The sequence below is a fragment of the Microbacterium sp. C7(2022) genome (genome assembly GCF_028823665.1).
In the GTDB taxonomy this organism is placed as follows: Bacteria; Actinomycetota; Actinomycetes; order Actinomycetales; family Microbacteriaceae; genus Microbacterium.
Genome location: NZ_JAPEHV010000002.1, coordinates 33,973 through 53,587, shown reverse-complemented (window position 1 = coordinate 53,587; position 19,615 = coordinate 33,973). Strand labels below are relative to the sequence as shown.

Genomic DNA, 19,615 nt, shown 5'->3' with positions numbered 1-19,615 from the left:
CGTTTCAGTTTAGCCGTGGGACATCGCGCCGGTCGGGCACCCGCCGGCTCAGTGAACGTGTGATAAGCAAAGGATCCGCTACCCGACACGAGCAAAGCGCCCGCCCCATCACTGACGGGGCGGGCGCTGTTGCATCGCGGCGCGAAACTAGACGAGCGAACGAAGCACGTACTGCTAGGTAACGTGGCAACTACTAGGGTTAATTGAAGCGGGAATCCCGCCCCACCGAAGGAGCCATCCATGCAGAATCTCAGCACCGACGAGGTCGTCGACTTCTTCGACGCGATCCTCGGCTTCGACTGGTCGCGCCAGTTCGACCGCGGCTCCTACGGCGACGAGCACTGGTTCTCGAAGCGCCGCGCCGAAAACCGGTCGGCGCGCATCGTCATCCTCGACGGCGAGGTCATCGTTCACGAGTTCGACTCGACCGGCGCGCTCGAGTCGTCCGCTCGCTTCGGAGGCGACCTGCGCCGGGCGTGCGAGCGGGCGCTGCTCATCCTCGGCATCGAGGCTGCAGCGTGACTCCGCGCGACCGCCTGCTCTCCGCTGCGCTTGTGCTCGCCTCCGGCGTCAACGCCGCGGACCTGATCGCGACAAACTCGACCGTCCCCGCCGACCGCTCGCCGCGTGCAGACCGGCTGCGCGGCGAAGCGCTCGCCGCGGACCTGGCGACGTTCCGCGCCGCGCTCGCCGAGTTCAATGCCGAGGTCGCAGCATGACGCGGGCGGCGATCTACGCGCGGATCAGCAAGGACAAGACCGGCGAAGGCCTCGGCGTCGACCGGCAGCGCTCCGCGTGCATCGAGCTTGCCCAGGGTCGCGGCTGGGACGTCGACCCGGCGCGCGTCTGGATCGAGAACGACACCAGTGCCACGGCCGGTCGTCGCCCGAAGTTCGAGGCGATGGTCGCCGCTGCCGAGGCTGGGAGCATCGACGTCATCGTCGCCTGGCACATCGACCGGCTCACGCGGAAGCTCAGCGAGCTGGAGGACCTGATCGCGCTCAGCGAGCGGACCGGCGTCAAGATCGCGACCGTGTCCGGCGACGTCGATCTGACGACGGATGCCGGGCGGCTCGTCGGTCGCATCCTCGCGAGTGTCGCTCGCGGCGAGGTCGAGCGGAAGGGTGCCCGTCAGCGTGCCGCGAACCAGCAGCGCGCCGAGCTGGGCAAGATGCCCGCGGGCCGCGCGTTCGGCTACGCGAAGGACGGGACCGTGCTCGAGGATGAGGCGCGCGTGGTCCGGGAGCTGTTCTCGCGCTTCGCGGCCGGGGAAGGGCTGCATACGTTGACGCGCTGGCTCGGCGACAACGGCGTCACGAATACCCGCGGCAAGCCGTGGAGCCGCTCGGGCGTGCGCGACCTGCTCACGAATCCGCGGTACATCGCGGAGCGCTGGATGCTGCGGGCACAGCCGAGCGGAGGCCGCTCGCGCGAATACGTCGGGCCGGGCGACTGGGAGCCGCTCGTCACCGAGGACATCTACCGGGCCGTCGGTGCGATCCTCTCCGACCCGGCGCGCCGTGAACGGTTCGGGCAGCGCGGGAACGCTCGCCGCTACATGGGCGCGGGCTGCTACGTCTGCGGCATCTGCGGGACGCCGCTCAAGACTGGCTACGCGGGCGTGAAGAACCCGAAGCCGGGCGCAGCCCACTACCGGGTCTACGTCTGCCCGAACGGGTCGCACGTCAGCCGCCGCGCCGACTACATCGACCAGACCGTCGAGGCGGTGATCAGCAAGCGGCTGCTCGACCCGCGTATCGCGGACGCGTTCGCGGCCGAGGATCGCGACGACGTGCGCGCGCTCCGCGACGAGGCGACTGCGCTGCGCGCCCGCATTGACGGCTTCGCGGCCGACCTCGCCGACGGGCTGCTGAATGCTCGCCAGGTGAAGGTCGCGACGGACCGCGCCGAGGCGAAGCTGCGCGAGGTCGAGGCTCAGCTCGCACGGGTCGGCTCGGCGACCGCGCTCGGGGGCATCCTCGGTTCCGCGGACCCGGCAGCCTCGTGGCGAGCTATCGTCGATCCTCACGCTCGAGGCGTGGTCATCAACGCGCTGTGCACGGTCCGCGTGCATCGGATGCCTCCCGGCCGTCGGCCGTCGGAGCGCAACGTCGAGAAGCTCGAGGCGTGGTCGGAGCGCGTCACTGAAACCATCGAGTTCGACTGGCACCGACCGGTGTCGGAGGACTCCTGAAAGCTTGACGGCACCCGCCGTCACGAAGATGCCCTCGCCGCTGGGAAGAGCGACGAGGGCCACGACCGGAAGGACCCCGATCATGGGAATTCTCGCATCCACTCCTGCTGCCGACAACGAGGTTGTCGAGCGTCACTCGTTCGCGCCGGGCGCGGAACTGCTGACCGTCGACTGGCCGGACGGCCGTCACGCCGCGACGCTCGTGCTCGAGGTCGACCGTGACGTCACTGCCGACGAGCTGCGCGCTCTCGCCGCGCTCTACGAGGCGTTCCCGGCCTGGCTGCGCGCCCGCGCGGACGAGCAGGACGCGCGGCCGTGACCGACCTGCTCGGCTACGACCTCACCATCCGCTGCGCTGGCCACCGCCGCCGCGCGGGCGACGTCATCCGCGCTCGACTGGCCGTCGCTCACCGCGCGCTGGAGGCCTGGAAGTTTCGTCACCCGAACGGCGTTCGCGTGTGGGAGGGCGTCGGCTCCGACAGCCGCGACTACGTCAACGGCGCTGCTGCGCGCTCCGACGACGTCTACGTGCCTGACGCGGACGCCACGGAGCTGGTGCACCGCCTCGGCGCTGCGGTCGCTGTGGGCCGGGCGGTGAAGCGCAGCGGCTACGAGTTCCACTGCCGTGGCTGCAATGTCACGGTCCAGTTTCCGCACGACGCGGAGCTGTTCGAGGTCCTCGATCGCGTCGCGCTCGCAGGCCGAACGACGATCTACCTGCCCGATCTGGAAGTGCTGCGCGCTCACGTCGCGCAGCACTGACCTGCCATGCTGCGCGCGTCGCGCCCGCCCGCGCGCAGCATGCGCTAACGTAGTCACCGAGTTCCACAAGGGAACTTCCCGACCGTAGACGCGGTCCACCTAGAACCCTCCTGACCGGGAGGACGGCGAAAGCCGTATCCCGGCCCCAGGAGGGTTTCCGTGTCTACGAGCACTCCCCCGCGCAGCCTCGCCGGCTGGGCGACGATGAATCAGGCAGCCGCCGCTCTCGGCGTCAGCCGCGACACCATCCGCCGCATGATCGCCCGCGGCGAGATTTACGCCGAGCGCATCGGCCCGCGCCTCGTCCGCGTCGACCTCGAGAGCATCCGCCCGGTGCCGCTCGGCCCCGCGCCCGTCGTCGAGCGCACGATCCGCCGTCCGCTCGAGGTCACCGAGCGCATCGCGGCTGGCGGTGACGAGTGAACGCCGCCACGCTCGAGGCCTACGCCGAGCGTGTCGTGTCCGCTGCTCCCCCGCTGACGGCCGCGCAGGTCGATCAGGTCGTTACGATCCTCCGCGCCGCTACGACGTCGGGAGCGGGGCGTTGAGCGCCGGTCAGGAGCACGCCGCGCGCGAGCACGTCGGCGAGGTCGACTCGGCGGGCATCCCGGCCGCGATCGCCCTCGACCCGCTGCGCAACCACGTCTACGCGCACCCGTACCAGTCCGGGGCGAGCTGGACACCGCCGAGCCGCGAGCAGAGGCGCGCCAGCCGCGCGCTCGACGCGTTCTTCGCGGAGGCCCGCTCGTGACGGCCGGTTCGGCCGGTCTGACCGGTTCGGCCGGTTCGGTAGAGGGGGTGCTGCAGACCGGTTCGGCCGCTTCGACCGGTTCGGCCGGTTCGTATCTGGGGGGTGTGCTGGAAACCGTCCGCGGTTGGCTCGGCACCTACATCAGCGTCGCCGACGAGCTGGACCTCGATCTGCTCGCGCTGTGGGCGGCTCATACGCACGTCGCGATGGAGACCTACACGACTCCTCGCCTCGTGCTCGACTCGGCAATGCCTGGCTCCGGCAAGACGACCGTGCTCGAGCATCTGCAGCGGCTGTGCGTTCGTCCGATCCAGGCCGCCTCCATCTCGTCGCCCGCGCTGCTCGCACGGATGCTCGACCGCGAGATGCGGACGATCTTGATCGATGAGGTTGACCGGTCCCTCGATCCCAAGAAGCCGGGCGTCGAGGACCTGATCGCGATCCTCAACAGCGGGTACAAGCGTGGCGCGACGCGCCCGGTCCTCGTTCCGGGCCGTGGCGGGGAATGGGACGTTGCCGAGATGACGACCTACTCGCCTGTCGCGATGGCGGGCAACGCTCCGGCGCTGCCGGACGATACCCGCTCGCGCTGCATCAGGGTCCTACTGATGCCGGACCTCTTCGGGACCGTCGAGTCCTCCGACTGGGAGGAAATCGAGCCGACTGCCGTCGAGATTGGCGAGTCGCTCGCCGAGGCGCTCGATCGGTTCCGGGACGACGTGCGCACCGTCCGGCCTCCGCTCCCGGCCGGGTGTGTCGGCCGCGTGAAGGAGAAGTGGCATCCGCTCGCCCGTGTCGCGGCTGTCGCGGGCGGTCGCTGGCCGTCAACGGTCGAGTCCCTCATCAACCGTGATCTGGAGGACATTGCTATGGAACGCGAGGAAGGTCTGATGAAGCTCCCGCCTGCGGTCGTGCTGCTGCGCGACCTGCACTCGGTGTGGGGCGAGCACGAGGTGTTCGTCGCGACGCCGACGCTGATCGGCCGGCTGATCGCTCTGAACCCGGAGTACTGGGGCGACGGCTCGTCGTATGGCCGTCAGCTCACTGCGCAGCGGATGGGGCGGATGCTCACTCAGAGCGCGAAAGTGCGAGCTACCCGCGATAGCGCGAAGGCGCGCGGGTACGCGCGCTCGTCGTTTGAGCGGGTGTGGCGACAGCTCGGCATCGCCCTCTCATCTGAACCGGCCGGACCGGTCGAAGCGGCCGAACCGGTCCTCGCCCTGCCGGAGGAAGAACCGTGGTGAATCGGCAGGTCCGCGTCGAGCGTGCGCTCGCTCGACGACGCAAGCACCGCTCGCCAGATGCCGACCTCGACGCCGAAGCACTTGCCCGCCTAAACCGAGCCAAGGAAGCGCTCGGCCTTACCGAATCCTCTACCGAAAGGAACCAGCCCGATGGCCACTAGAACGAAGCTCACCTACGACGACCGGACCGGCATTGTCCGCATCAGGCTGATCGAGCGCACGGGACCGAAGCGCCACGCGCGCAGCGTCGCCGTGCTCCCCATCCCCCGCGCCGACATTCGTGCGCTCTCCGACGCCATCCACGACTTCGCCGACGACCTCGACCGAAAGGACCGCAACGCATGACCCCGACAACTCTGCTGCGCGCAGAAGGCAGCCCCGCCACCTGGCTGATCAACTCAACCAGGGACCACCGCATCGACCGGCCCGGCGAGTTCCGCTACCTCGTCAGCAGCCTTGACCAGTCCGCGATCGCTGACCTTGCGATGCTCGCGCTCGAGCACTGGCAGGTCCGCGTCGGCCGCGGCCCGAACGGCGGCCTCCGCGTCACCCTCACCCGCCCAGGGGGTAAGGGCGTTCACGCCTCTGCAACCGACCCTTCAGACCGAAGTCTCCGGCAGCGGAAGTCCCCCTCCGAGGGGGACTCCCCTTCGCGCACGCGCGCGCGTGGGGAGGCTGCTCGTGGCTGATGTGAAGCAGACCGCAGGGCGGCTCATCTTCGCCGTCGCGGACCAGGACCGGGATCAGTTGCTGGAAGCGCTGCGCGGCTTCCATCCGAGCGGGAACCTCTCGCTGATCCTGGCGCTCGCCGACACGGCTGCGGCTGCGCTCGAGGCGCTGCACGGCGACAGCTGGCGGGACGCGCTCTCGCTGGCCCTGCTCGACGCCGAGCTGGACGGGGAGGTGGTCGACGATGCGGACGAGTGATGACTGGCTGGACGGCATCCGTCCTCGCCGGGGCGATGGGGAGAACCCGTGGCGGGCGTTCGCGTTGGACGTGCAGCGTCGCCTCCGCGAGGCGCGGTCGCTGGCTCACGAGGCGAACGTGCGTGCGCGTGACGCCGAGCAGGCTGCGCGGTCGGCGCGGGCGCGCCTCGTGGCGCTGCGAGAGCGTGGCGACGACTTCCACCGGCTGCTGCAGCTTGCCGAGTCCTCGGTGCGGCATGAGCGTCGTGCTCTTGCCGACGTCGAGCGGCTGCTCGAGCAGGGTGACGTGCCTGCCGTGCTTGAGCTGCTCGCTGCTCGTCGCCGGACCCTCGAGCGGATCGGGGTCGTGTCGTGAGGTGGCTGTGGGCGCTGCGCCGCGAGGACGCCGACGACCAGGATCGGGAGCTGGGCAAGCGGGGGCCGGTCCTCGACCGTGACGGCGAGCCGGTCCTCGGCCCGGACGGGAACCCGCTGCAGAAGGTTCTCGTCGTCACGCGACGGGACTGGTCCGGCGATGCAGTCGAGGCGGTGTGGGTCGATCCTCGGCTCGCGTGGCAGTACGACGAGGCGCAGTGGACGGAGGGTCGTCATGGCGCTTGACTCTGGCGCGTATCGGGCGCTGCGCCGTGAGCTGCGGGGCACGTGGGCGGCTGCGGGCACCCGCTGTTGGTTGTGCGGGCAGGCGATCGACTACTCGCTGCCTGCGGGCGATCCTGGCGCGTTCGAGCTGGACCACAAGATCCCGCGGAAGCAGCGCCCGGACCTCGAGCTGGACCCGCGGAACTGTGCGCCGACGCATCTGCGCTGCAACCGGTCGAAGGGTGCGAGTGTGCATCAGCTCGCGCTCGGCGAGACGACCGAGGACTGGTGATCGGGCGCGTGTCGGAGGGTCGTGTTAATGTGCCTGCACGCCTCCCGGGAGGGTCGGTCGAAGGACGAGGGCCACTGGTCAAGTTCGAGCGGTCAGGTCATCCCAGGGCGAGTGAAAGGCCGTCGGTCAAGCCGACGCCCGGGACGAGGGCCACTGGTCAAGTTCGCGGGCAGTCCGCGTCAGCCCGTCCGTCCGAGCGAAAGCGCACCAGCGCGACCATGACGAGACCCGCTCTGGGTAAGTCCCTGGTCCGTATCTGTGGTGCCGCTCCAACCATTCACCGCCCGTGCCGCGTGGCCGGGCACCTCTCGAAGGAGTACCCATGAATCTCAAGCAGCAGCTCGCCGCCCTGCAGGCGTCGATGCGTCAGATCGTCGACGGCGCGAAGGCAGCCGGTCGCGAGGTCACCGACGCCGAACTCTCGACCCTCGAGGCGAAGGCCACCGAAGCCCAGGACCTGAAGGCGAAGATCGAACGCGCCGAGAAGTCTCAGGCCCTGTTCGACCGCGCGTTCAAGCTCCCCGACGACTACTCGGAGGACGCCAATGGCGAGGTCATCAACCACGGCTCCGGTCGCTCGAAGAGCCACCTCGCGCTGACCGGCCCGGCCGTCAAGGCCGCTGCGCAGAAGATCGCGCCGAAGCTTGACGCGACCCGCAAGAAGTCGCTGCTCGCGCCCGGCACGACCGAGCTGTACGCCGTGCCGCTGCAGCCGGGGATCGTCGAGCAGCCGCGCGTGCCGACGTCGATCCTGGAGCTGCTGCCGCTCGTGCAGCGCAGCGTGCCGAAGTTCCAGTACAACCGGCAGACCGGCTTCGACGACAACGCTGCGATCGTCTCGCCCGGCCAGGAGAAGCCGCTGTCCGGCCCGACCATCGAGAAGGTCGACGGGTCGCTGTACGTCATCGCGCACCTCACCGCGCCGGTCGACGAGTACTCGCTCGAGGACTACGACCAGCTCGGCCCGTTCATCGCAAGTCAGATGCTGCTCGGCCTCGGCCGCAAGCTTGAGGGCTTCGTGCTCAGCGGCGACGGCACCGACCAGGAGGGGCAGGCCGGTAAGGGCATCGTCGGCCTGCTGTCCGGCCTCATCTCGGGCGTGCAGGTGCAGGCGTTCGTCGAGGACCGGCTGACCACGCTGCGCTCCGCGCTCACCCAGCTCGAGACGGCTGGCTACGAGGCGGGCGCGTTCATCCTGAACCCGCTGGACTGGGCCGCGATCGAGACCGCGCGCGCCACGTCCGGCAGCTTCGATCTCGGCGGCCCGATCGACCGCGCCAAGCGTCAGGTGTGGGGCACGCAGGTGGTCACGTCGACCGGCGTGCCGGCAGGGACCGCTGCTGCGCTCGACCTCGACGCCGTCGCGCTCGACGTCGACACCGCGGGCATTCGCACCCGGTGGGATGCGTCGCAGGGCTTCACCCGCAACGAGGTGTTCTGCCGCGTCGAAGGCCGCTTCGGCCTGTCCGTGTTCCAGCCGAACGGCATCATCCAGATCGACCTCGCCGAAGGCTGATCCGCGATCCCCAATCCCGCAGCGCCCGCCACGGACTCCACGTGGCGGGCGCTGCGCTGTTCCCGCTCAGCACCGATAGGCTCCCGAGCGTGGGGACCTTCCGAAGCCTGCTCGATGCCGCTCGTTCGATATTCGCGGGGTCGGCTGCGCCGCCCACCGAGCCATCCCAGGCAACCCCTGAACCGCCCGCCGAACGACGACCCCGGAAGACCTCGCAGTCCCTCGCCCGGCAGCTCGTGCGCGAATTCCCCTACGGCGTCGACGCCGAGACGCTCTGGGATCGCTGCGAGGCCGCAGGACTCGAAATGGCAGACGTCGACCGGGCGATCGATGACCTCGCGCGGGATGCCGCGGTGAAGGTCGAGCGGATCGATCCCTCGTCACTCACCGTGGTCGACCTGCTCGGCGTCGACGCGATGCGCATGCGGATCAAGGGGTCCGTCGCTTGGGTCACCGACACCGAGCGCGCCCGGTATGGCGGCCAGGAGTACCTGCTCGTGCGCGAGCCTGACAACGAGTTCGACGCGCAGGCGATTGCTGTCTACGGTCGCGGGCGCAAGGTCGGCTACGTGCCCGCCTCGAAGGCAGCGGCACTCGCCCCGCTGCTCGACGCGCTCGAGGCCGACGCGTACCTCGTCGCCGGGGCCGCCGTGCAGCAGAACAGCATCAGGCTCTGGGTCGACGTGCCGCGCGTGCCCGCGCTGCGGTCGTTCGTCGCCGCCCGCCCGAGCTGACGTCCGGCCCCCCGCTGGGCATTCTGCTCATGCCGGCTCCGGGGTCGGCTGATCAATCTGCGCAGCCGCATGCGGAAGCGCCCGCCCCGAGCTGTCGGGACGGGCGCTGCGCATCGCGGACGCGAAACTATACGAGTTGACGAAGCACGTACTGCAGGATGCCACCGTTGCGGTAGTAGTCCGCCTCACCGGGCGTGTCGATGCGCACGACCGCGTCGAACTCGACGACCTGCTTGCCCTCAGCGGAGAACTCGCTGGGTGCGGCCGTGACACGAACCGTCTTGGGCGTCACGCCCTCGTTGAGCTGCTCGAGGCCGGTGATCGACACGATTTCGGTGCCATCGAGGCCGAGCGACTCCCAGCTCTCGCCCGCCGGGAACTGCAGCGGAACGACGCCCATGCCGATGAGGTTGGAGCGGTGGATGCGCTCGAAGCTCTCGGTGATCACAGCCTTCACGCCCAGGAGGCTCGTACCCTTGGCGGCCCAGTCGCGCGACGAACCCGAGCCGTATTCCTTGCCACCGAAGATGACGAGCGGAGTACCCTGCGCCTGGTAGTTCTGGCTCGCGTCATAGATGTACGACTGCGGGCCGCCCTCGAGCGTGAAGTCGCGCGTGTAGCCACCCTCGACAACGTTGCCGTCATTGACTGCCTTGACGATGGCGTTCTTGAGGCGAATGTTGGCGAACGTACCGCGAATCATCACTTCGTGGTTGCCGCGGCGCGACCCGTACGAGTTGAAGTCCTTCTGCGCCACACCGTGCTCGGTGAGGTACTGCGCAGCGGGAGTGCCCGCCTTGATGTTGCCGGCAGGGCTGATGTGGTCAGTCGTGACCGAATCGCCGAGCGTCGCGAGCACACGCGCGCCGGTGATGTCGGTAACGGGAGTGAGTTCCATCGACATGCCGTCGAAGTACGGCGCCTTACGCACGTACGTCGAGTCAGCGTCCCACTCGAAGACAGGGCCCGTGGGCGTAGGCAGCGTCTGCCAGCGCTCGTCGCCATCGAAGACGGTGGCGTACTGCTTGATGAACTGCTCGCGCGAGATCGACGAGTCGACGATCTCCTGAACCTCATCCGGCGACGGCCAGATGTCCTTCAGAAACACCGGGTTCCCCTCGCTGTCGCTACCGAGCGGATCGGTCTCGAAATCGAAGTTCATGGATCCGGCGAGTGCGTAGGCGATGACCAGCGGCGGCGAAGCGAGATAGTTCATCTTCACGTCGGGGCTGATCCGGCCTTCGAAGTTCCGGTTGCCCGAGAGCACTGCCGTGACCGCCAGGTCGTTCTCGTTAATCGCGGCGGAGACCTCCTCGATCAGGGGTCCCGAGTTACCGATGCAGATCGTGCAGCCGTATCCGACGGTGTAGAAGCCGAGGCCTTCGAGGTCCTTGTCCAATCCGGACTTCTCGTAGTAATCAGTGACGACCTTTGAGCCGGGGCCGAGCGTCGTCTTCACCCACGGCTTGGACTTGAGGCCCTTCTCCAGAGCCTTGCGTGCGACAAGACCGGCCGCGATCATCACCGACGGGTTCGAGGTGTTGGTGCAGGACGTGATGGCCGCAAGTGCCACCGAGCCGTGGTTCAGAGTGAACGCGTCGCCTGCGGCCGTCTTGACCGGGGTCGGCTTGGACACCGTCGCAGGGGCGTGCGAGTGGTGGTGGTGCTCGTGGTTGCTGTGCTCGTCTTCGGGCGTAAGTCCGGGCGGGTCGGACGCCGGGAAAGACTCCGAAATCGTCAGGTCGACGAGGTCGTGGTCAGTGTCGGCATAGTTCAGCAGGTCGCGCTCGAACTGAGACTTGGAGTTCGACAGCAGGATGCGGTCCTGGGGACGCTTCGGGCCCGCGATCGAGGGGACGACCGTCGACAGGTCGAGCTCCATGTACTCGCTGAACTCGAGCTCCCGGTCGGCGTCGTGCCACAGCGACTGCGCCTTGGCGTAGGCCTCCACGAGGGCGACCGCCTGCTCGTCGCGACCGGTGAGGCGCAGGTAGTCGAGGGTGACGTCGTCGATCGGGAACATCGCCGCGGTCGAGCCGAATTCCGGGCTCATGTTGCCGATCGTGGCACGGTTCGCCAGCGGCACGGATGCCACACCTTCGCCATAGAACTCGACGAACTTGCCGACCACACCGTGCTGGCGCAGCATGTCGGTGATCGTAAGGACGACGTCGGTCGCGGTGACGCCTGCGGGAATCTCGCCGCTGAGCTTGAAGCCCACGACGCGAGGAATCAGCATCGAAACGGGCTGGCCGAGCATGGCTGCCTCTGCTTCGATTCCACCGACACCCCAGCCGAGAACGCCGAGACCGTTGACCATTGTGGTGTGCGAGTCGGTGCCCACACACGTGTCGGGGTAGGCACGGAGCACGCCGTCGACGTTGCGGTCGTAGATCACCTTCGCGAGGTGCTCGATGTTGACCTGGTGCACGATGCCCGTGCCGGGCGGAACAACCTTGAAGTCATCGAACGCCGTCTGACCCCAACGGAGGAACTGGTAACGCTCACCGTTGCGCTGGTACTCGATCTCGACGTTGCGTTCGAGTGCATTCTCACTGCCGAACAGGTCGGCAATCACCGAGTGGTCGATGACCATTTCGGCGGGCGAGAGCGGGTTGATGCGGTTCGGGTCGCCACCGAGTGCGGTCACTGCCTCACGCATGGTGGCGAGGTCGACGATGCACGGCACACCGGTGAAGTCCTGCATCACCACGCGGGCGGGCGTGAACTGGATTTCAGTGTCGGGTTCGGCCGTGGCATCCCACGAACCGAGCGCCTCGATCTGCGCCTTGGTCACGTTCGCGCCATCTTCGGTGCGAAGCAGGTTCTCCAGCAGCACCTTGAGGCTGAACGGGAGCTTTTCATACCCGGGAACCGTATCGATGCGGAAGATCTCGTAGTCGGTACTGCCGACCGTCAGGGTGCTCTTAGCACCGAAGCTGTCAACCGTGGACACGTCTGTCTCCTTCGTCGGCGGCGGGAAAGGTACCGCGGTGCGGCTGTTTCCCATCATCCCGCGCTCCGGGGGCCACTGCTAGTGAGGCTGGCCTAATCGTCGGGCGAGAATTTATCTTGATGTCAAGATAAATCGTATCACTTGGCCTCGCGCGGGTAGAGCGCGCGAACGGCGAGCCACGTCACTGCGACCATGGGTGCGAACAACGGCAGCCCCATCGCGAGCTTGACACTTCCCAGCGCAGTGATGTTGTCCGCGAAATACAACGGCAGCTGCACGGCGAGTCGGGCGGCGAACAGTCCGGCCCACGCGATCGCGAGCCAGAAGTACACCCGGCGCTTCCTCTTGTCTGCGCGCCACTGGGTGCCCTCCCCCATCAGCGCGCCGGCGGCCAAGCCGATGAGCGACCATCCGACAAGAGCCGATACGAGCAGTGCAGAGCCATACAACGCGTTGGTGATGAATCCCGGCACGAAGTTGTTGCCCGCGTCCCCGGTGAATGCAGCGAACGCGGCCGCGGCGCCCGCAGCCACGAGTCCGCCCACCGCCGCGGTAACCGGCTGTCGGGCGATCAATCGGATCACGGTGAACACTGCGGCCGTGCCCACTGACAGGGCGAGCGCCAACCAGAGGTCGCCGTCCCCTGTCTGCGAGTCAATCGTCAGCGTGTAGGCGACGATGAACAGCAGGCCCGGGAGCACCGACTCGAGGATGCCGCGCCAACCGCCCATCGCGCGCCACACAACGTGGCCCGTTGCCGCGTCACCCTGCGGGTCGAGGCCTGCCTTGCGCGCGGCCCCGCCCAATGCGGAGCCAAGGATTTCGGATGCCGTTGGCTCCGGCGCTGCCGACGTGTCACCGTGCACTGGGGTGCGCCCGGCGTCTGGCTCCGCGTTGCCGGTATTCGAGTCAGCGGGCTCGCTCACGCGGTCCCCGGGGTAGCCGGCATGCGCAGCGGGATGAGATCACGCGGTGGCATCGGTGACCCCCCGCGCACGACGACGATCGAGCGGAAGAGGTCCTCGACCTTGGCTGCGGCGTCCACATCGCTGGTCGCCGCCCCGCCAATGACCCCGCGCAGGAACCACCGCGGTCCATCCACGCCGACGAATCGAGCCAAGCGTTTGCCCGATGCGCCGTCTGCCCCTGCTACCGGCACCTCGGCGAGCAGTTCGGGCCCGAGCGGGCCTTCTCGTTCTTCGACGCGGCCGCCCTGCTGTTTGACCTGAGCGCGGATCTGGTCTCGCGTTTCGTCCCACAGCCCGGTCGATCGCGGGGCAGCGAACGGCTGCACCTGAAGGGTCGAATCCGCGTAGTCCAGTCCCACAGCAACGATGCGCTTCGATTGCTCTTCGACTTCGAGCCGCAGGTTGAGGCCTTCGCGCGGCAGAATCTTGATTCCACCCAGATCGATATAGGGGCGCACGGGATTCGCCTCGGCCTCGTCGAACGGGCCCTCTTCAGAACGGACCAGCTCGGTGAAGACCGGCGTAGCGCCGTCGATGGGGTTCGGATCGGTCATGCTCGCGTGTCCTCTTTCTGGTAGCCGGTGGAGCCGAAGCCGCCTTCGCCTCTCACACTGTCAGGGAGTGAATCGACGGCAAAGAATCGCGCGCGCGTCACCGGCATAACGATCAACTGCGCGATTCGCGCTCCCACCTCGACGTCGTAGCTCTCACGAGCATCGGTATTCAACAGAGTTACCTTGATCTCGCCGCGGTACCCGGCATCGATCGTCCCCGGGGAGTTGACCACCGTGATGCCGTGCTTCGCGGCAAGCCCGCTGCGCGGCACGACGAACGCAGCAAATCCCTCGGGCAGGGCAATGCGCACACCCGTACCGACGAGTGCCCGCTCGCCGGGGGCGAGGTGGACAGCCTCGGTCGAGACGAGATCGGCGCCCGCATCGCCGGGATGGGCATAGTGGGGCGCCTCGGAGGCGATAATGGGAACGTCCACCGTTTCAGTCACCCAATGAGGGTAATGCAGAACTCAGCGAGCCACGTCGGCACCGGCACTTACCGAGAACGACTCGGCCCTTCACTGTGGACGGTCCTCGCGGCCGCAGTGGTCTCCCCGATGGCCGCGCTCGTCTTTGTGGCCATCAACCCCACGGTGGCCTTGGCTATCGGAGCGTTCGTTGCCGTGGGTGTGATCGGCGCCATGATCGCATTTGCGCCCGTGGTCAGCGTGACGGATCACACATTGCGCGCAGGACGCGCGCACATCGACGTTGCGTTCACAGGTGAACCCGTCATCGCGAGAGGCGAAGACGCGAGGCATGCCCGCGGCCCAGGCCTCGATCACCGGTCGTGGCACCTCATCCGCGGTGGCATCGAACCCGTTGTGATCATCCCCATCATCGATCCCGATGATCCCGCCCCGGCGTGGGTGATCTCCTCACGCACGCCTGAGCGGTTGGCGGCGGCACTGCGCCGCAGTCACATCACGCAGCGCACTCCACGCAGATAGTGCCGTCGGCACCATCGTGGTCGAGCTGCGATCGGTGCTTCACGAGGAAGCAACTCATGCAGGTGAACTCGTCATCCTGCGCGGGGAGAACGACGACGTCGAGCTCGAGGTCAGACAGATCCGCACCGGGCAGTTCGAAGCCCGAAGGGTTGTCCGCATCCTCAACATCGACCGAGCCGGAGAGCTTGTCGGGGACACGCTCTTTGAGCGCCTCGATCGACTCGCCGTCGTCCTCGGTCTTACGTGGTGCGTCGTAATCGGTGGCCATTCCTGTGGATCTCAACTTCCGAGTGTGCGGTGGGTGGCGGCCCGTTCGGGCGGCCATAGTTTGCATGAGTTAGGGCGATTTGGCAAATGCCATGTCTTCACGCCCGTGTCTTCACAGGCAAACTCGCGGCGCACCCTCGAAATTCCGGCCGATTGCCGTGCCGTGTGTCAGCATTGTGGCGCACACGCAGCAGGATCGGAGGGGCGTTCGCATGGAACAGCTCAAGGTGATCGGAACAGAAGACGACAACCTAGTCCTGGCGACCGAGTCAGGGGAACGTTTCGCGCTCTCGATCGACGACGTCCTGCGAGGAGAGTTGCGCAAGGCACGACGTGAGCGCGAGCCTGAACAGAGCGCACCGCGGCCCAGCCCACGAGAGATCCAGTCCCACATTCGCGCTGGCCTGTCGGCGCAGGAGGTTGCCGAACTCCTCGGAGCTCGCCTCGAAGACATCGAGCGCTTCGAGGGACCAGTGCTAGCAGAACGTGAGCACATCGTCGGCCAAGCCCTCGCAGTACCGGTATTGCTCGGTGGCGACTTCGATGGTCACACGCAGCCCTCGTTCGGTGCGGCGGTGCGCGGCAAGCTGAGCGAGGCTGGCGCCGTGAACGAGCGATGGACCAGTTGGAAGGAACCCACCGGCTGGGTGCTCAAGCTTGAGTTCACCGCCAACGACGTGGACCATGACGCCCGCTGGGGCTTCGATCCGCGTCGGAGCACGCTCACACCTACGAACTCCGACGCCATGCAGCTCTCCCGACAGGGTTCGCTGCCAGAGGGCTTGATTCCTCGACTGCGCGCCTTGGACAACGCGCCAGCAAAAGACGAGTCACGGTTCGACAGTGGTGCGTTCGGACCCCGTCATGTTTCCGACGGCGAGCGAGAACTGATCGAGGCCCCGGATGCCACGCCGACGGCAGCACAAGCGGCGGCGATCAAGCGAGCAGACTCTTCCGTGACCACCAGTGCCGAAACAGCTGACCTTCTCGAGGCGCTTCGACGCCGGCGAGGGCAACGTGAGCCACTACCGGAAGCGGAAGACGAGGCCCCGCGAGTCAGCGCATCCCCCGTCGCGTTGTTCGATGCGCTCGAGCCCGGGTACGACGACACGATGGATGCGGCGACTCGGTCATCCGACGAGTCGGACTTCGACGCACCCTCCTCCGCAGTCGCTGAGGCCGGCCGACGGAAGGGCCGTACATCGATGCCGTCCTGGGACGAGATCGTCTTCGGCGCCAAGACCGACGACTGAGCGCCCGACGCTCACGCTAAACGTTGCGGAAGGCCCCGAGCCGGATCAGCGGAACCGTGCGCTCTTCGTGGGTGAGGGATCCGTGTTGGCCGATCATTCGCTGCGGCCCTTTGTCGGACAGGCGATCGTCGTAATAGGCAATCGACGTGCGCGCAGCAACAACGACATCGCCCACACGATCATTCACGTCAGGGTGAACATCGCCGAGCAACCCGGTTTCGCGCAGCTCGGCGCGGGTGAGCACCCACGCGCGCCCAGACTCCGAGTCCTTCCACCGTGCAGCCACCTCGTGCGCGCGACCCGGCTCCGCGTACAAGTGCAACGTACGCGGTTCTCCGCCGATAAGGCGCACGCCGTCCAAGAGTGGATGCCCCTCCCCGAGGAGGACGTGGCGGTGACGAGGCACATCGACCATGCCGTGGTCGGCAGTGACGAGCGCGCCGACATCGGGTGCCAGTTCCGCCGCGAGCGCCGCTGCCGCGGCATCCATCGATTCCAAGGCGGCCACCCACTCGCCCGACTCCCAGCCGCGCTGATGTCCCACCCCATCGAGTTCGGGTGCGTACAGGTACGTCAACGATCCCGGGTGGCGATGAGCCAAATGTGCGGCGATACGAACGCGCTCGAGAAGATCGTCCACACCGGTGAACTCGGCTCCTTCTTGAGTCGCACGCGTGAAGCCTGTCCCGGCGTACTCTTTCTTGCTGACGACAAAGAACGGCCCGTCCGTGCGTTCCGCCAGGGGTGTCGCGCGCTGCCAGCCCTCGGGCAGACCACCCTGCTCCCAGCCGCGTAGCTGATTGACCACGCGGTCGGTGCCGGGAACTCTTGCACGGTAGCCGACAATGCCGTGGGTGCCCGGGTGCGTGCCGGTGAGAAGACTGGTCAACGCCGACGCTGTGGTCGAGGGGAACACAGTCCGACCGATGGACTTCTTCGACGACATCGACGACAGGAACCGCGCATGTCCCGCGCGGGCAGAAAGGTTCGACGCGCCGAGCCCGTCGATGACGAACACGATCGCACTGCGCGCGGGCGGCAACCAATCTGATTCCGACGATAGAGCGCGCAACATCTGCGGGACGACATCGGTGAGGCTCCGGGCGTGCGCGGACTCCGCAGGTAGGCTGAGGGACATCCGGGCCAGTCTCGCACAGACCGCAGAGACGTTGCGCCCCGCCGTTCCGCCGTCACCCGAGGCCATATCGTCCATGCCAACTTCCCGCGCCGATTCCTCCCCCGCCGACCACGAGCGCATCGAAGACGTCGATGTCTCTGCTGAGATGCAGGGGTCGTTTCTCGAGTACGCGTACTCCGTGATCTATTCACGAGCGCTCCCCGATGCGCGTGACGGTCTCAAGCCCGTGCAGCGACGCATCCTGTTCCAAATGGCCGACATGGGCCTGCGGCCGGATCGTGGTCACGTCAAGAGCGCCCGCGTCGTGGGTGAGGTGATGGGTAAGCTGCACCCTCACGGCGACAGTGCGATCTACGACGCCCTCGTGCGTCTGGCGCAGCCGTTCTCTCTGCGCGTCCCCCTCGTCGACGGTCACGGAAACTTCGGCTCGTTGGATGACGGGCCGGCCGCGTCGCGATACACGGAGGCACGTCTGGCACCGCCAGCGCTCGCTCTCACGGAAAACCTCGACGAAGACGTCGTGGACTTCATCCCGAACTACGACGGTCAGTTCCAGCAGCCTGAAGTACTGCCGGCAGCGTTTCCCAACCTGCTTGTCAACGGCACCACCGGAATCGCCGTCGGCATGGCGACGAACATGGCGCCCCACAACCTCATCGAAGTGGTCGCCGCCGCTATCCACCTTCTCGAGCATCCGAACGCATCGGTCGAAGACCTCATGGAGTTCGTTCCCGGTCCAGACCTGCCCTCCGGCGGAATCATTGTGGGACTCGACGGGATCAAGGATGCCTACGCCAACGGGCGCGGAACTTTCCGCACGCGGGCGAAGGTCTCGGTCGAGTCGCTCGGCCCGCGTCGTACCGGTCTCGTCGTGACCGAACTGCCGTACCTCGTCGGTCCCGAACGCATCATCGAGAAAATCAAGGATGCCGTCACGGCCAAGAAGCTGCAGGGCATTGCCGATGTCGCCGACCTGACTGATCGACACCACGGACTTCGGCTGATCATCGGCATCAAGACGGGCTTCGACCCCCAGGCGGTGCTGGAGCACCTATATCGTCTGACCCCGCTCGAAGATTCCTTCAGCATGAACAATGTCGCACTGGTGGACGGTCAGCCGGCGACACTGGGGCTGCGCGACATGCTGCGGGTGTATCTCGACCACCGAATCAGCGTCGTCACGCGACGAAGCCGTTTCCGTCTGCAGAAACGTCGCGACCGCCTGCACCTGGTCGAGGGACTTCTGATCGCAATTCTCGACATCGACGAGGTCATCCAGGTCATCCGCGCCTCGGACGACGGCGATCAGGCGCGCACACGCCTCATGGACGTGTTTGACCTTACGCAGCTGCAGGCCGAATACATCCTCGAACTTCGTCTTCGACGACTGACACGGTTCTCGCGCATCGAACTTGAAGCCGAGCGCGACAATCTGCTTGCCGAGATCGCACATCTGGAAGAACTTCTCGCGAACGACGGGCTCCTTCGCGCGCAAGTTGCCCGCGAGCTCGAGGCCGCAGCGGACACGTATGGCACTCCGCGGCGGACCCTGCTCCTCAACGGCGGCCCCGTGCAGCCTCGATCCCGTGCCGCCGCCGCGGCCGCGGAGCTCCAAATCGCCGACGCGCCCTGCCGGGTCTTCCTCTCCGCAACCGGACGCATGGTGCGAGCCGAGCTGTCAGCCGAGGCGCCGCAGGGCGGCATCGTCACCCCGACCCGCCGAGCGAAGCACGATGCGATCCGCTCGGCCGTCGACGCGACGGCGCGAGGCGACCTCGGCGCCGTGACCAATCGCGGGCGCCTGGTTCGTTTCTCCCCCGTCGACCTGCCGTCGGTACCGGGGAACTCCGTGCAGCTCGCCGCAGGCACACGCGCCGATCAGTACCTGGGGCTGAGCGGTGGTGAGCACGTTGTGGCGATCGTTCCCCTCACCGCCGAACCCGCCATCGCGCTCGGCACGGCACAGGGGGTTGTCAAACGCGTCGCCGCGAGCGAGATCAGCAACAAGCACGACGTGGAGATCATCGCGCTGAAGGATGGAGATCATGTCGTTGGTGCGGCCCCAGCATCCGACGATTCTGAGCTGGTCTTCGTGAGCGACGATGCACAACTACTGCGTTTCGATGCCTCCGCTGTTCGCCCTCAGGGGCGTGCGGCAGGCGGTATGGCGGGCATTCGTCTCGCCACGGGAGCGCAAGCCATCTGGTTCAGTGCTGTCACAGCCTCCGAGAACACCGTCGTCGTCACGATCGCCGGTGCCACCCAGGCGCTTGCGGGTACCGACGCGGGTAGTGCGAAAGTATCGTCCTTCGAAGAGTTCCCGGCCAAGGGCCGAGCCACCGGCGGAGTGCGCACCCAACGCTTCCTGCGCGGTGAGGACACTCTCACCCTGGCGTGGGTGGGCGACGATCCCCGCGCCGTGGATGCCACCGGGACCACGCGGAACTTGCCTGCGCCCGGAGCCAAGCGAGACGCCTCAGGTCAGGCGTTGGACGCCGTCGTGGCGGCCATCGGCACTAGCGTTCGCTGA

27 protein-coding genes are annotated in these 19,615 nt (G+C 67.3%); 21 read left to right on the top strand and 6 right to left on the bottom strand.

What is annotated here, in order from left to right; genetic code table 11:
• The first annotated feature begins 240 nt into the window (after positions 1-240).
• The 18 genes from ON062_RS02315 to ON062_RS02230 all read left to right on the top strand — a co-directional run bounded on the left by ON062_RS02315 (position 241) and on the right by ON062_RS02230 (position 8,999).
• Entirely contained in the window at positions 241-522 is a 282-nt protein-coding gene (locus ON062_RS02315; protein ID WP_274645524.1) for a hypothetical protein, read from the top strand.
• On the top strand, positions 519-719 hold the full coding sequence (locus ON062_RS02310; RefSeq protein WP_274645523.1) for a hypothetical protein: 201 nt from the start codon (positions 519-521) through the stop codon (positions 717-719). Before ON062_RS02315 ends, ON062_RS02310 begins: the two co-directional genes overlap by 4 nt.
• Positions 716-2,194, top strand: coding sequence for a recombinase family protein (locus tag ON062_RS02305; RefSeq protein WP_274645522.1), 1,479 nt, complete (start codon positions 716-718; stop codon positions 2,192-2,194). Before ON062_RS02310 ends, ON062_RS02305 begins: the two co-directional genes overlap by 4 nt.
• A gap of 82 nt (positions 2,195-2,276) precedes the next feature.
• Positions 2,277-2,513, top strand: coding sequence for a hypothetical protein (locus ON062_RS02300; protein WP_274645521.1), 237 nt, complete (start codon positions 2,277-2,279; stop codon positions 2,511-2,513).
• Positions 2,510-2,956 carry a hypothetical protein gene (locus ON062_RS02295; protein ID WP_274645520.1) on the top strand — a complete coding sequence of 149 codons (447 nt, stop codon included), beginning with the start codon at positions 2,510-2,512 and terminating at the stop codon, positions 2,954-2,956. Before ON062_RS02300 ends, ON062_RS02295 begins: the two co-directional genes overlap by 4 nt.
• A gap of 159 nt (positions 2,957-3,115) precedes the next feature.
• Positions 3,116-3,379: an AlpA family transcriptional regulator gene (locus ON062_RS02290; protein ID WP_274645519.1), complete on the top strand. Its 264-nt coding sequence runs from the start codon at positions 3,116-3,118 to the stop codon at positions 3,377-3,379.
• Positions 3,376-3,504 (top strand): hypothetical protein, encoded by a 129-nt coding sequence (locus ON062_RS02285; protein ID WP_274645518.1) that lies wholly within the window; start codon positions 3,376-3,378, stop codon positions 3,502-3,504. The genes ON062_RS02290 and ON062_RS02285 overlap by 4 nt, the downstream gene beginning before the upstream one ends.
• Positions 3,501-3,707 (top strand): hypothetical protein, encoded by a 207-nt coding sequence (locus ON062_RS02280; protein ID WP_274645517.1) that lies wholly within the window; start codon positions 3,501-3,503, stop codon positions 3,705-3,707. Before ON062_RS02285 ends, ON062_RS02280 begins: the two co-directional genes overlap by 4 nt.
• Positions 3,704-4,951 (top strand): DUF3631 domain-containing protein, encoded by a 1,248-nt coding sequence (locus tag ON062_RS02275; protein ID WP_274645516.1) that lies wholly within the window; start codon positions 3,704-3,706, stop codon positions 4,949-4,951. Before ON062_RS02280 ends, ON062_RS02275 begins: the two co-directional genes overlap by 4 nt.
• Positions 4,945-5,112: a hypothetical protein gene (locus ON062_RS02270; protein WP_274645515.1), complete on the top strand. Its 168-nt coding sequence runs from the start codon at positions 4,945-4,947 to the stop codon at positions 5,110-5,112. The genes ON062_RS02275 and ON062_RS02270 overlap by 7 nt, the downstream gene beginning before the upstream one ends.
• Positions 5,102-5,296 carry a hypothetical protein gene (locus ON062_RS02265; RefSeq protein WP_274645514.1) on the top strand — a complete coding sequence of 65 codons (195 nt, stop codon included), beginning with the start codon at positions 5,102-5,104 and terminating at the stop codon, positions 5,294-5,296. Before ON062_RS02270 ends, ON062_RS02265 begins: the two co-directional genes overlap by 11 nt.
• Positions 5,293-5,640, top strand: a complete 348-nt coding sequence (locus tag ON062_RS02260; RefSeq protein ID WP_274645513.1) for a hypothetical protein — start codon at positions 5,293-5,295, stop codon at positions 5,638-5,640. The genes ON062_RS02265 and ON062_RS02260 overlap by 4 nt, the downstream gene beginning before the upstream one ends.
• On the top strand, positions 5,633-5,878 hold the full coding sequence (locus tag ON062_RS02255) for a hypothetical protein (RefSeq protein ID WP_274645512.1): 246 nt from the start codon (positions 5,633-5,635) through the stop codon (positions 5,876-5,878). Before ON062_RS02260 ends, ON062_RS02255 begins: the two co-directional genes overlap by 8 nt.
• Positions 5,865-6,233: a hypothetical protein gene (locus ON062_RS02250; protein ID WP_274645511.1), complete on the top strand. Its 369-nt coding sequence runs from the start codon at positions 5,865-5,867 to the stop codon at positions 6,231-6,233. Before ON062_RS02255 ends, ON062_RS02250 begins: the two co-directional genes overlap by 14 nt.
• Positions 6,230-6,478, top strand: coding sequence for a hypothetical protein (locus ON062_RS02245; RefSeq protein ID WP_274645510.1), 249 nt, complete (start codon positions 6,230-6,232; stop codon positions 6,476-6,478). Before ON062_RS02250 ends, ON062_RS02245 begins: the two co-directional genes overlap by 4 nt.
• Positions 6,468-6,749, top strand: a complete 282-nt coding sequence (locus ON062_RS02240) for an HNH endonuclease (RefSeq protein ID WP_274645509.1) — start codon at positions 6,468-6,470, stop codon at positions 6,747-6,749. The genes ON062_RS02245 and ON062_RS02240 overlap by 11 nt, the downstream gene beginning before the upstream one ends.
• Positions 6,750-7,071: 322 nt before the next feature.
• Positions 7,072-8,265: a phage major capsid protein gene (locus tag ON062_RS02235; protein ID WP_274645508.1), complete on the top strand. Its 1,194-nt coding sequence runs from the start codon at positions 7,072-7,074 to the stop codon at positions 8,263-8,265.
• Positions 8,266-8,354: 89 nt separating this feature from the next.
• Complete coding sequence (locus ON062_RS02230) at positions 8,355-8,999, top strand: HIRAN domain-containing protein (protein WP_274645507.1); 645 nt, start codon at positions 8,355-8,357, stop codon at positions 8,997-8,999.
• Positions 9,000-9,126: 127 nt separating this feature from the next.
• Here the strand turns inward: ON062_RS02230 and ON062_RS02225 are convergent, their stop codons facing one another.
• The 4 genes from ON062_RS02225 to dut form a co-directional block, all read right to left on the bottom strand.
• The gene (locus ON062_RS02225; protein WP_274645867.1) at positions 9,127-12,009 is read right to left on the bottom strand and encodes an aconitate hydratase; all 2,883 of its coding nucleotides are present in this window, start codon (positions 12,007-12,009) and stop codon (positions 9,127-9,129) included.
• Positions 12,010-12,092: 83 nt separating this feature from the next.
• Positions 12,093-12,821, bottom strand: coding sequence for a DUF3159 domain-containing protein (locus ON062_RS02220; protein ID WP_274645866.1), 729 nt, complete (start codon positions 12,819-12,821; stop codon positions 12,093-12,095).
• A gap of 56 nt (positions 12,822-12,877) precedes the next feature.
• Positions 12,878-13,477 (bottom strand): DUF3710 domain-containing protein, encoded by a 600-nt coding sequence (locus tag ON062_RS02215; RefSeq protein WP_274645506.1) that lies wholly within the window; start codon positions 13,475-13,477, stop codon positions 12,878-12,880.
• The gene (gene dut / locus ON062_RS02210; protein WP_274645505.1) at positions 13,474-13,926 is read right to left on the bottom strand and encodes a dUTP diphosphatase; all 453 of its coding nucleotides are present in this window, start codon (positions 13,924-13,926) and stop codon (positions 13,474-13,476) included. Before dut ends, ON062_RS02215 begins: the two co-directional genes overlap by 4 nt.
• Before the next feature lie 12 nt (positions 13,927-13,938).
• Here dut and ON062_RS02205 point away from each other — a divergent pair, with 12 nt between their 5' ends.
• A complete protein-coding gene (locus ON062_RS02205; RefSeq protein ID WP_274645504.1) occupies positions 13,939-14,427 on the top strand; it encodes a DUF3093 family protein in 489 nt (162 codons plus the stop codon).
• Here the strand turns inward: ON062_RS02205 and ON062_RS02200 are convergent.
• Positions 14,402-14,695, bottom strand: a complete 294-nt coding sequence (locus ON062_RS02200) for a DUF4193 domain-containing protein (RefSeq protein ID WP_274645503.1) — start codon at positions 14,693-14,695, stop codon at positions 14,402-14,404. The genes ON062_RS02205 and ON062_RS02200 overlap by 26 nt on opposite strands.
• A 211-nt stretch (positions 14,696-14,906) precedes the next feature.
• Between ON062_RS02200 and sepH the strand changes: the two genes are divergently transcribed.
• Positions 14,907-15,947, top strand: coding sequence for a septation protein SepH (gene sepH / locus ON062_RS02195; RefSeq protein WP_274645502.1), 1,041 nt, complete (start codon positions 14,907-14,909; stop codon positions 15,945-15,947).
• 16 nt (positions 15,948-15,963) lie between these two features.
• Here the strand turns inward: sepH and ON062_RS02190 are convergent, their stop codons facing one another.
• Positions 15,964-17,085: an alkaline phosphatase family protein gene (locus ON062_RS02190; protein ID WP_274645501.1), complete on the bottom strand. Its 1,122-nt coding sequence runs from the start codon at positions 17,083-17,085 to the stop codon at positions 15,964-15,966.
• A gap of 73 nt (positions 17,086-17,158) precedes the next feature.
• On the opposite strand from ON062_RS02190, the gene ON062_RS02185 reads away from it, so the two are divergent.
• Positions 17,159-19,615, top strand: a complete 2,457-nt coding sequence (locus ON062_RS02185) for a DNA topoisomerase (ATP-hydrolyzing) subunit A (protein WP_274645500.1) — start codon at positions 17,159-17,161, stop codon at positions 19,613-19,615.

Coding starts and splice junctions, on each gene's coding strand:
- ON062_RS02300 (WP_274645521.1), top strand. CDS start 2,277: ATGGGAATTCTCGCATCCACTCCTGCTGCCGACAACGAGGTTGTCGAG.
- ON062_RS02315 (WP_274645524.1), top strand. CDS start 241: ATGCAGAATCTCAGCACCGACGAGGTCGTCGACTTCTTCGACGCGATC.
- ON062_RS02305 (WP_274645522.1), top strand. CDS start 716: ATGACGCGGGCGGCGATCTACGCGCGGATCAGCAAGGACAAGACCGGC.
- ON062_RS02200 (WP_274645503.1), bottom strand. CDS start 14,695: ATGGCCACCGATTACGACGCACCACGTAAGACCGAGGACGACGGCGAG.
- ON062_RS02260 (WP_274645513.1), top strand. CDS start 5,293: ATGACCCCGACAACTCTGCTGCGCGCAGAAGGCAGCCCCGCCACCTGG.
- ON062_RS02250 (WP_274645511.1), top strand. CDS start 5,865: ATGCGGACGAGTGATGACTGGCTGGACGGCATCCGTCCTCGCCGGGGC.
- ON062_RS02265 (WP_274645514.1), top strand. CDS start 5,102: ATGGCCACTAGAACGAAGCTCACCTACGACGACCGGACCGGCATTGTC.
- ON062_RS02235 (WP_274645508.1), top strand. CDS start 7,072: ATGAATCTCAAGCAGCAGCTCGCCGCCCTGCAGGCGTCGATGCGTCAG.
- ON062_RS02225 (WP_274645867.1), bottom strand. CDS start 12,009: ATGGGAAACAGCCGCACCGCGGTACCTTTCCCGCCGCCGACGAAGGAG.
- ON062_RS02205 (WP_274645504.1), top strand. CDS start 13,939: ATGCAGAACTCAGCGAGCCACGTCGGCACCGGCACTTACCGAGAACGA.
- ON062_RS02185 (WP_274645500.1), top strand. CDS start 17,159: ATGCCAACTTCCCGCGCCGATTCCTCCCCCGCCGACCACGAGCGCATC.
- ON062_RS02190 (WP_274645501.1), bottom strand. CDS start 17,085: ATGTCCCTCAGCCTACCTGCGGAGTCCGCGCACGCCCGGAGCCTCACC.
- ON062_RS02240 (WP_274645509.1), top strand. CDS start 6,468: ATGGCGCTTGACTCTGGCGCGTATCGGGCGCTGCGCCGTGAGCTGCGG.
- ON062_RS02215 (WP_274645506.1), bottom strand. CDS start 13,477: ATGACCGATCCGAACCCCATCGACGGCGCTACGCCGGTCTTCACCGAG.
- sepH (WP_274645502.1), top strand. CDS start 14,907: ATGGAACAGCTCAAGGTGATCGGAACAGAAGACGACAACCTAGTCCTG.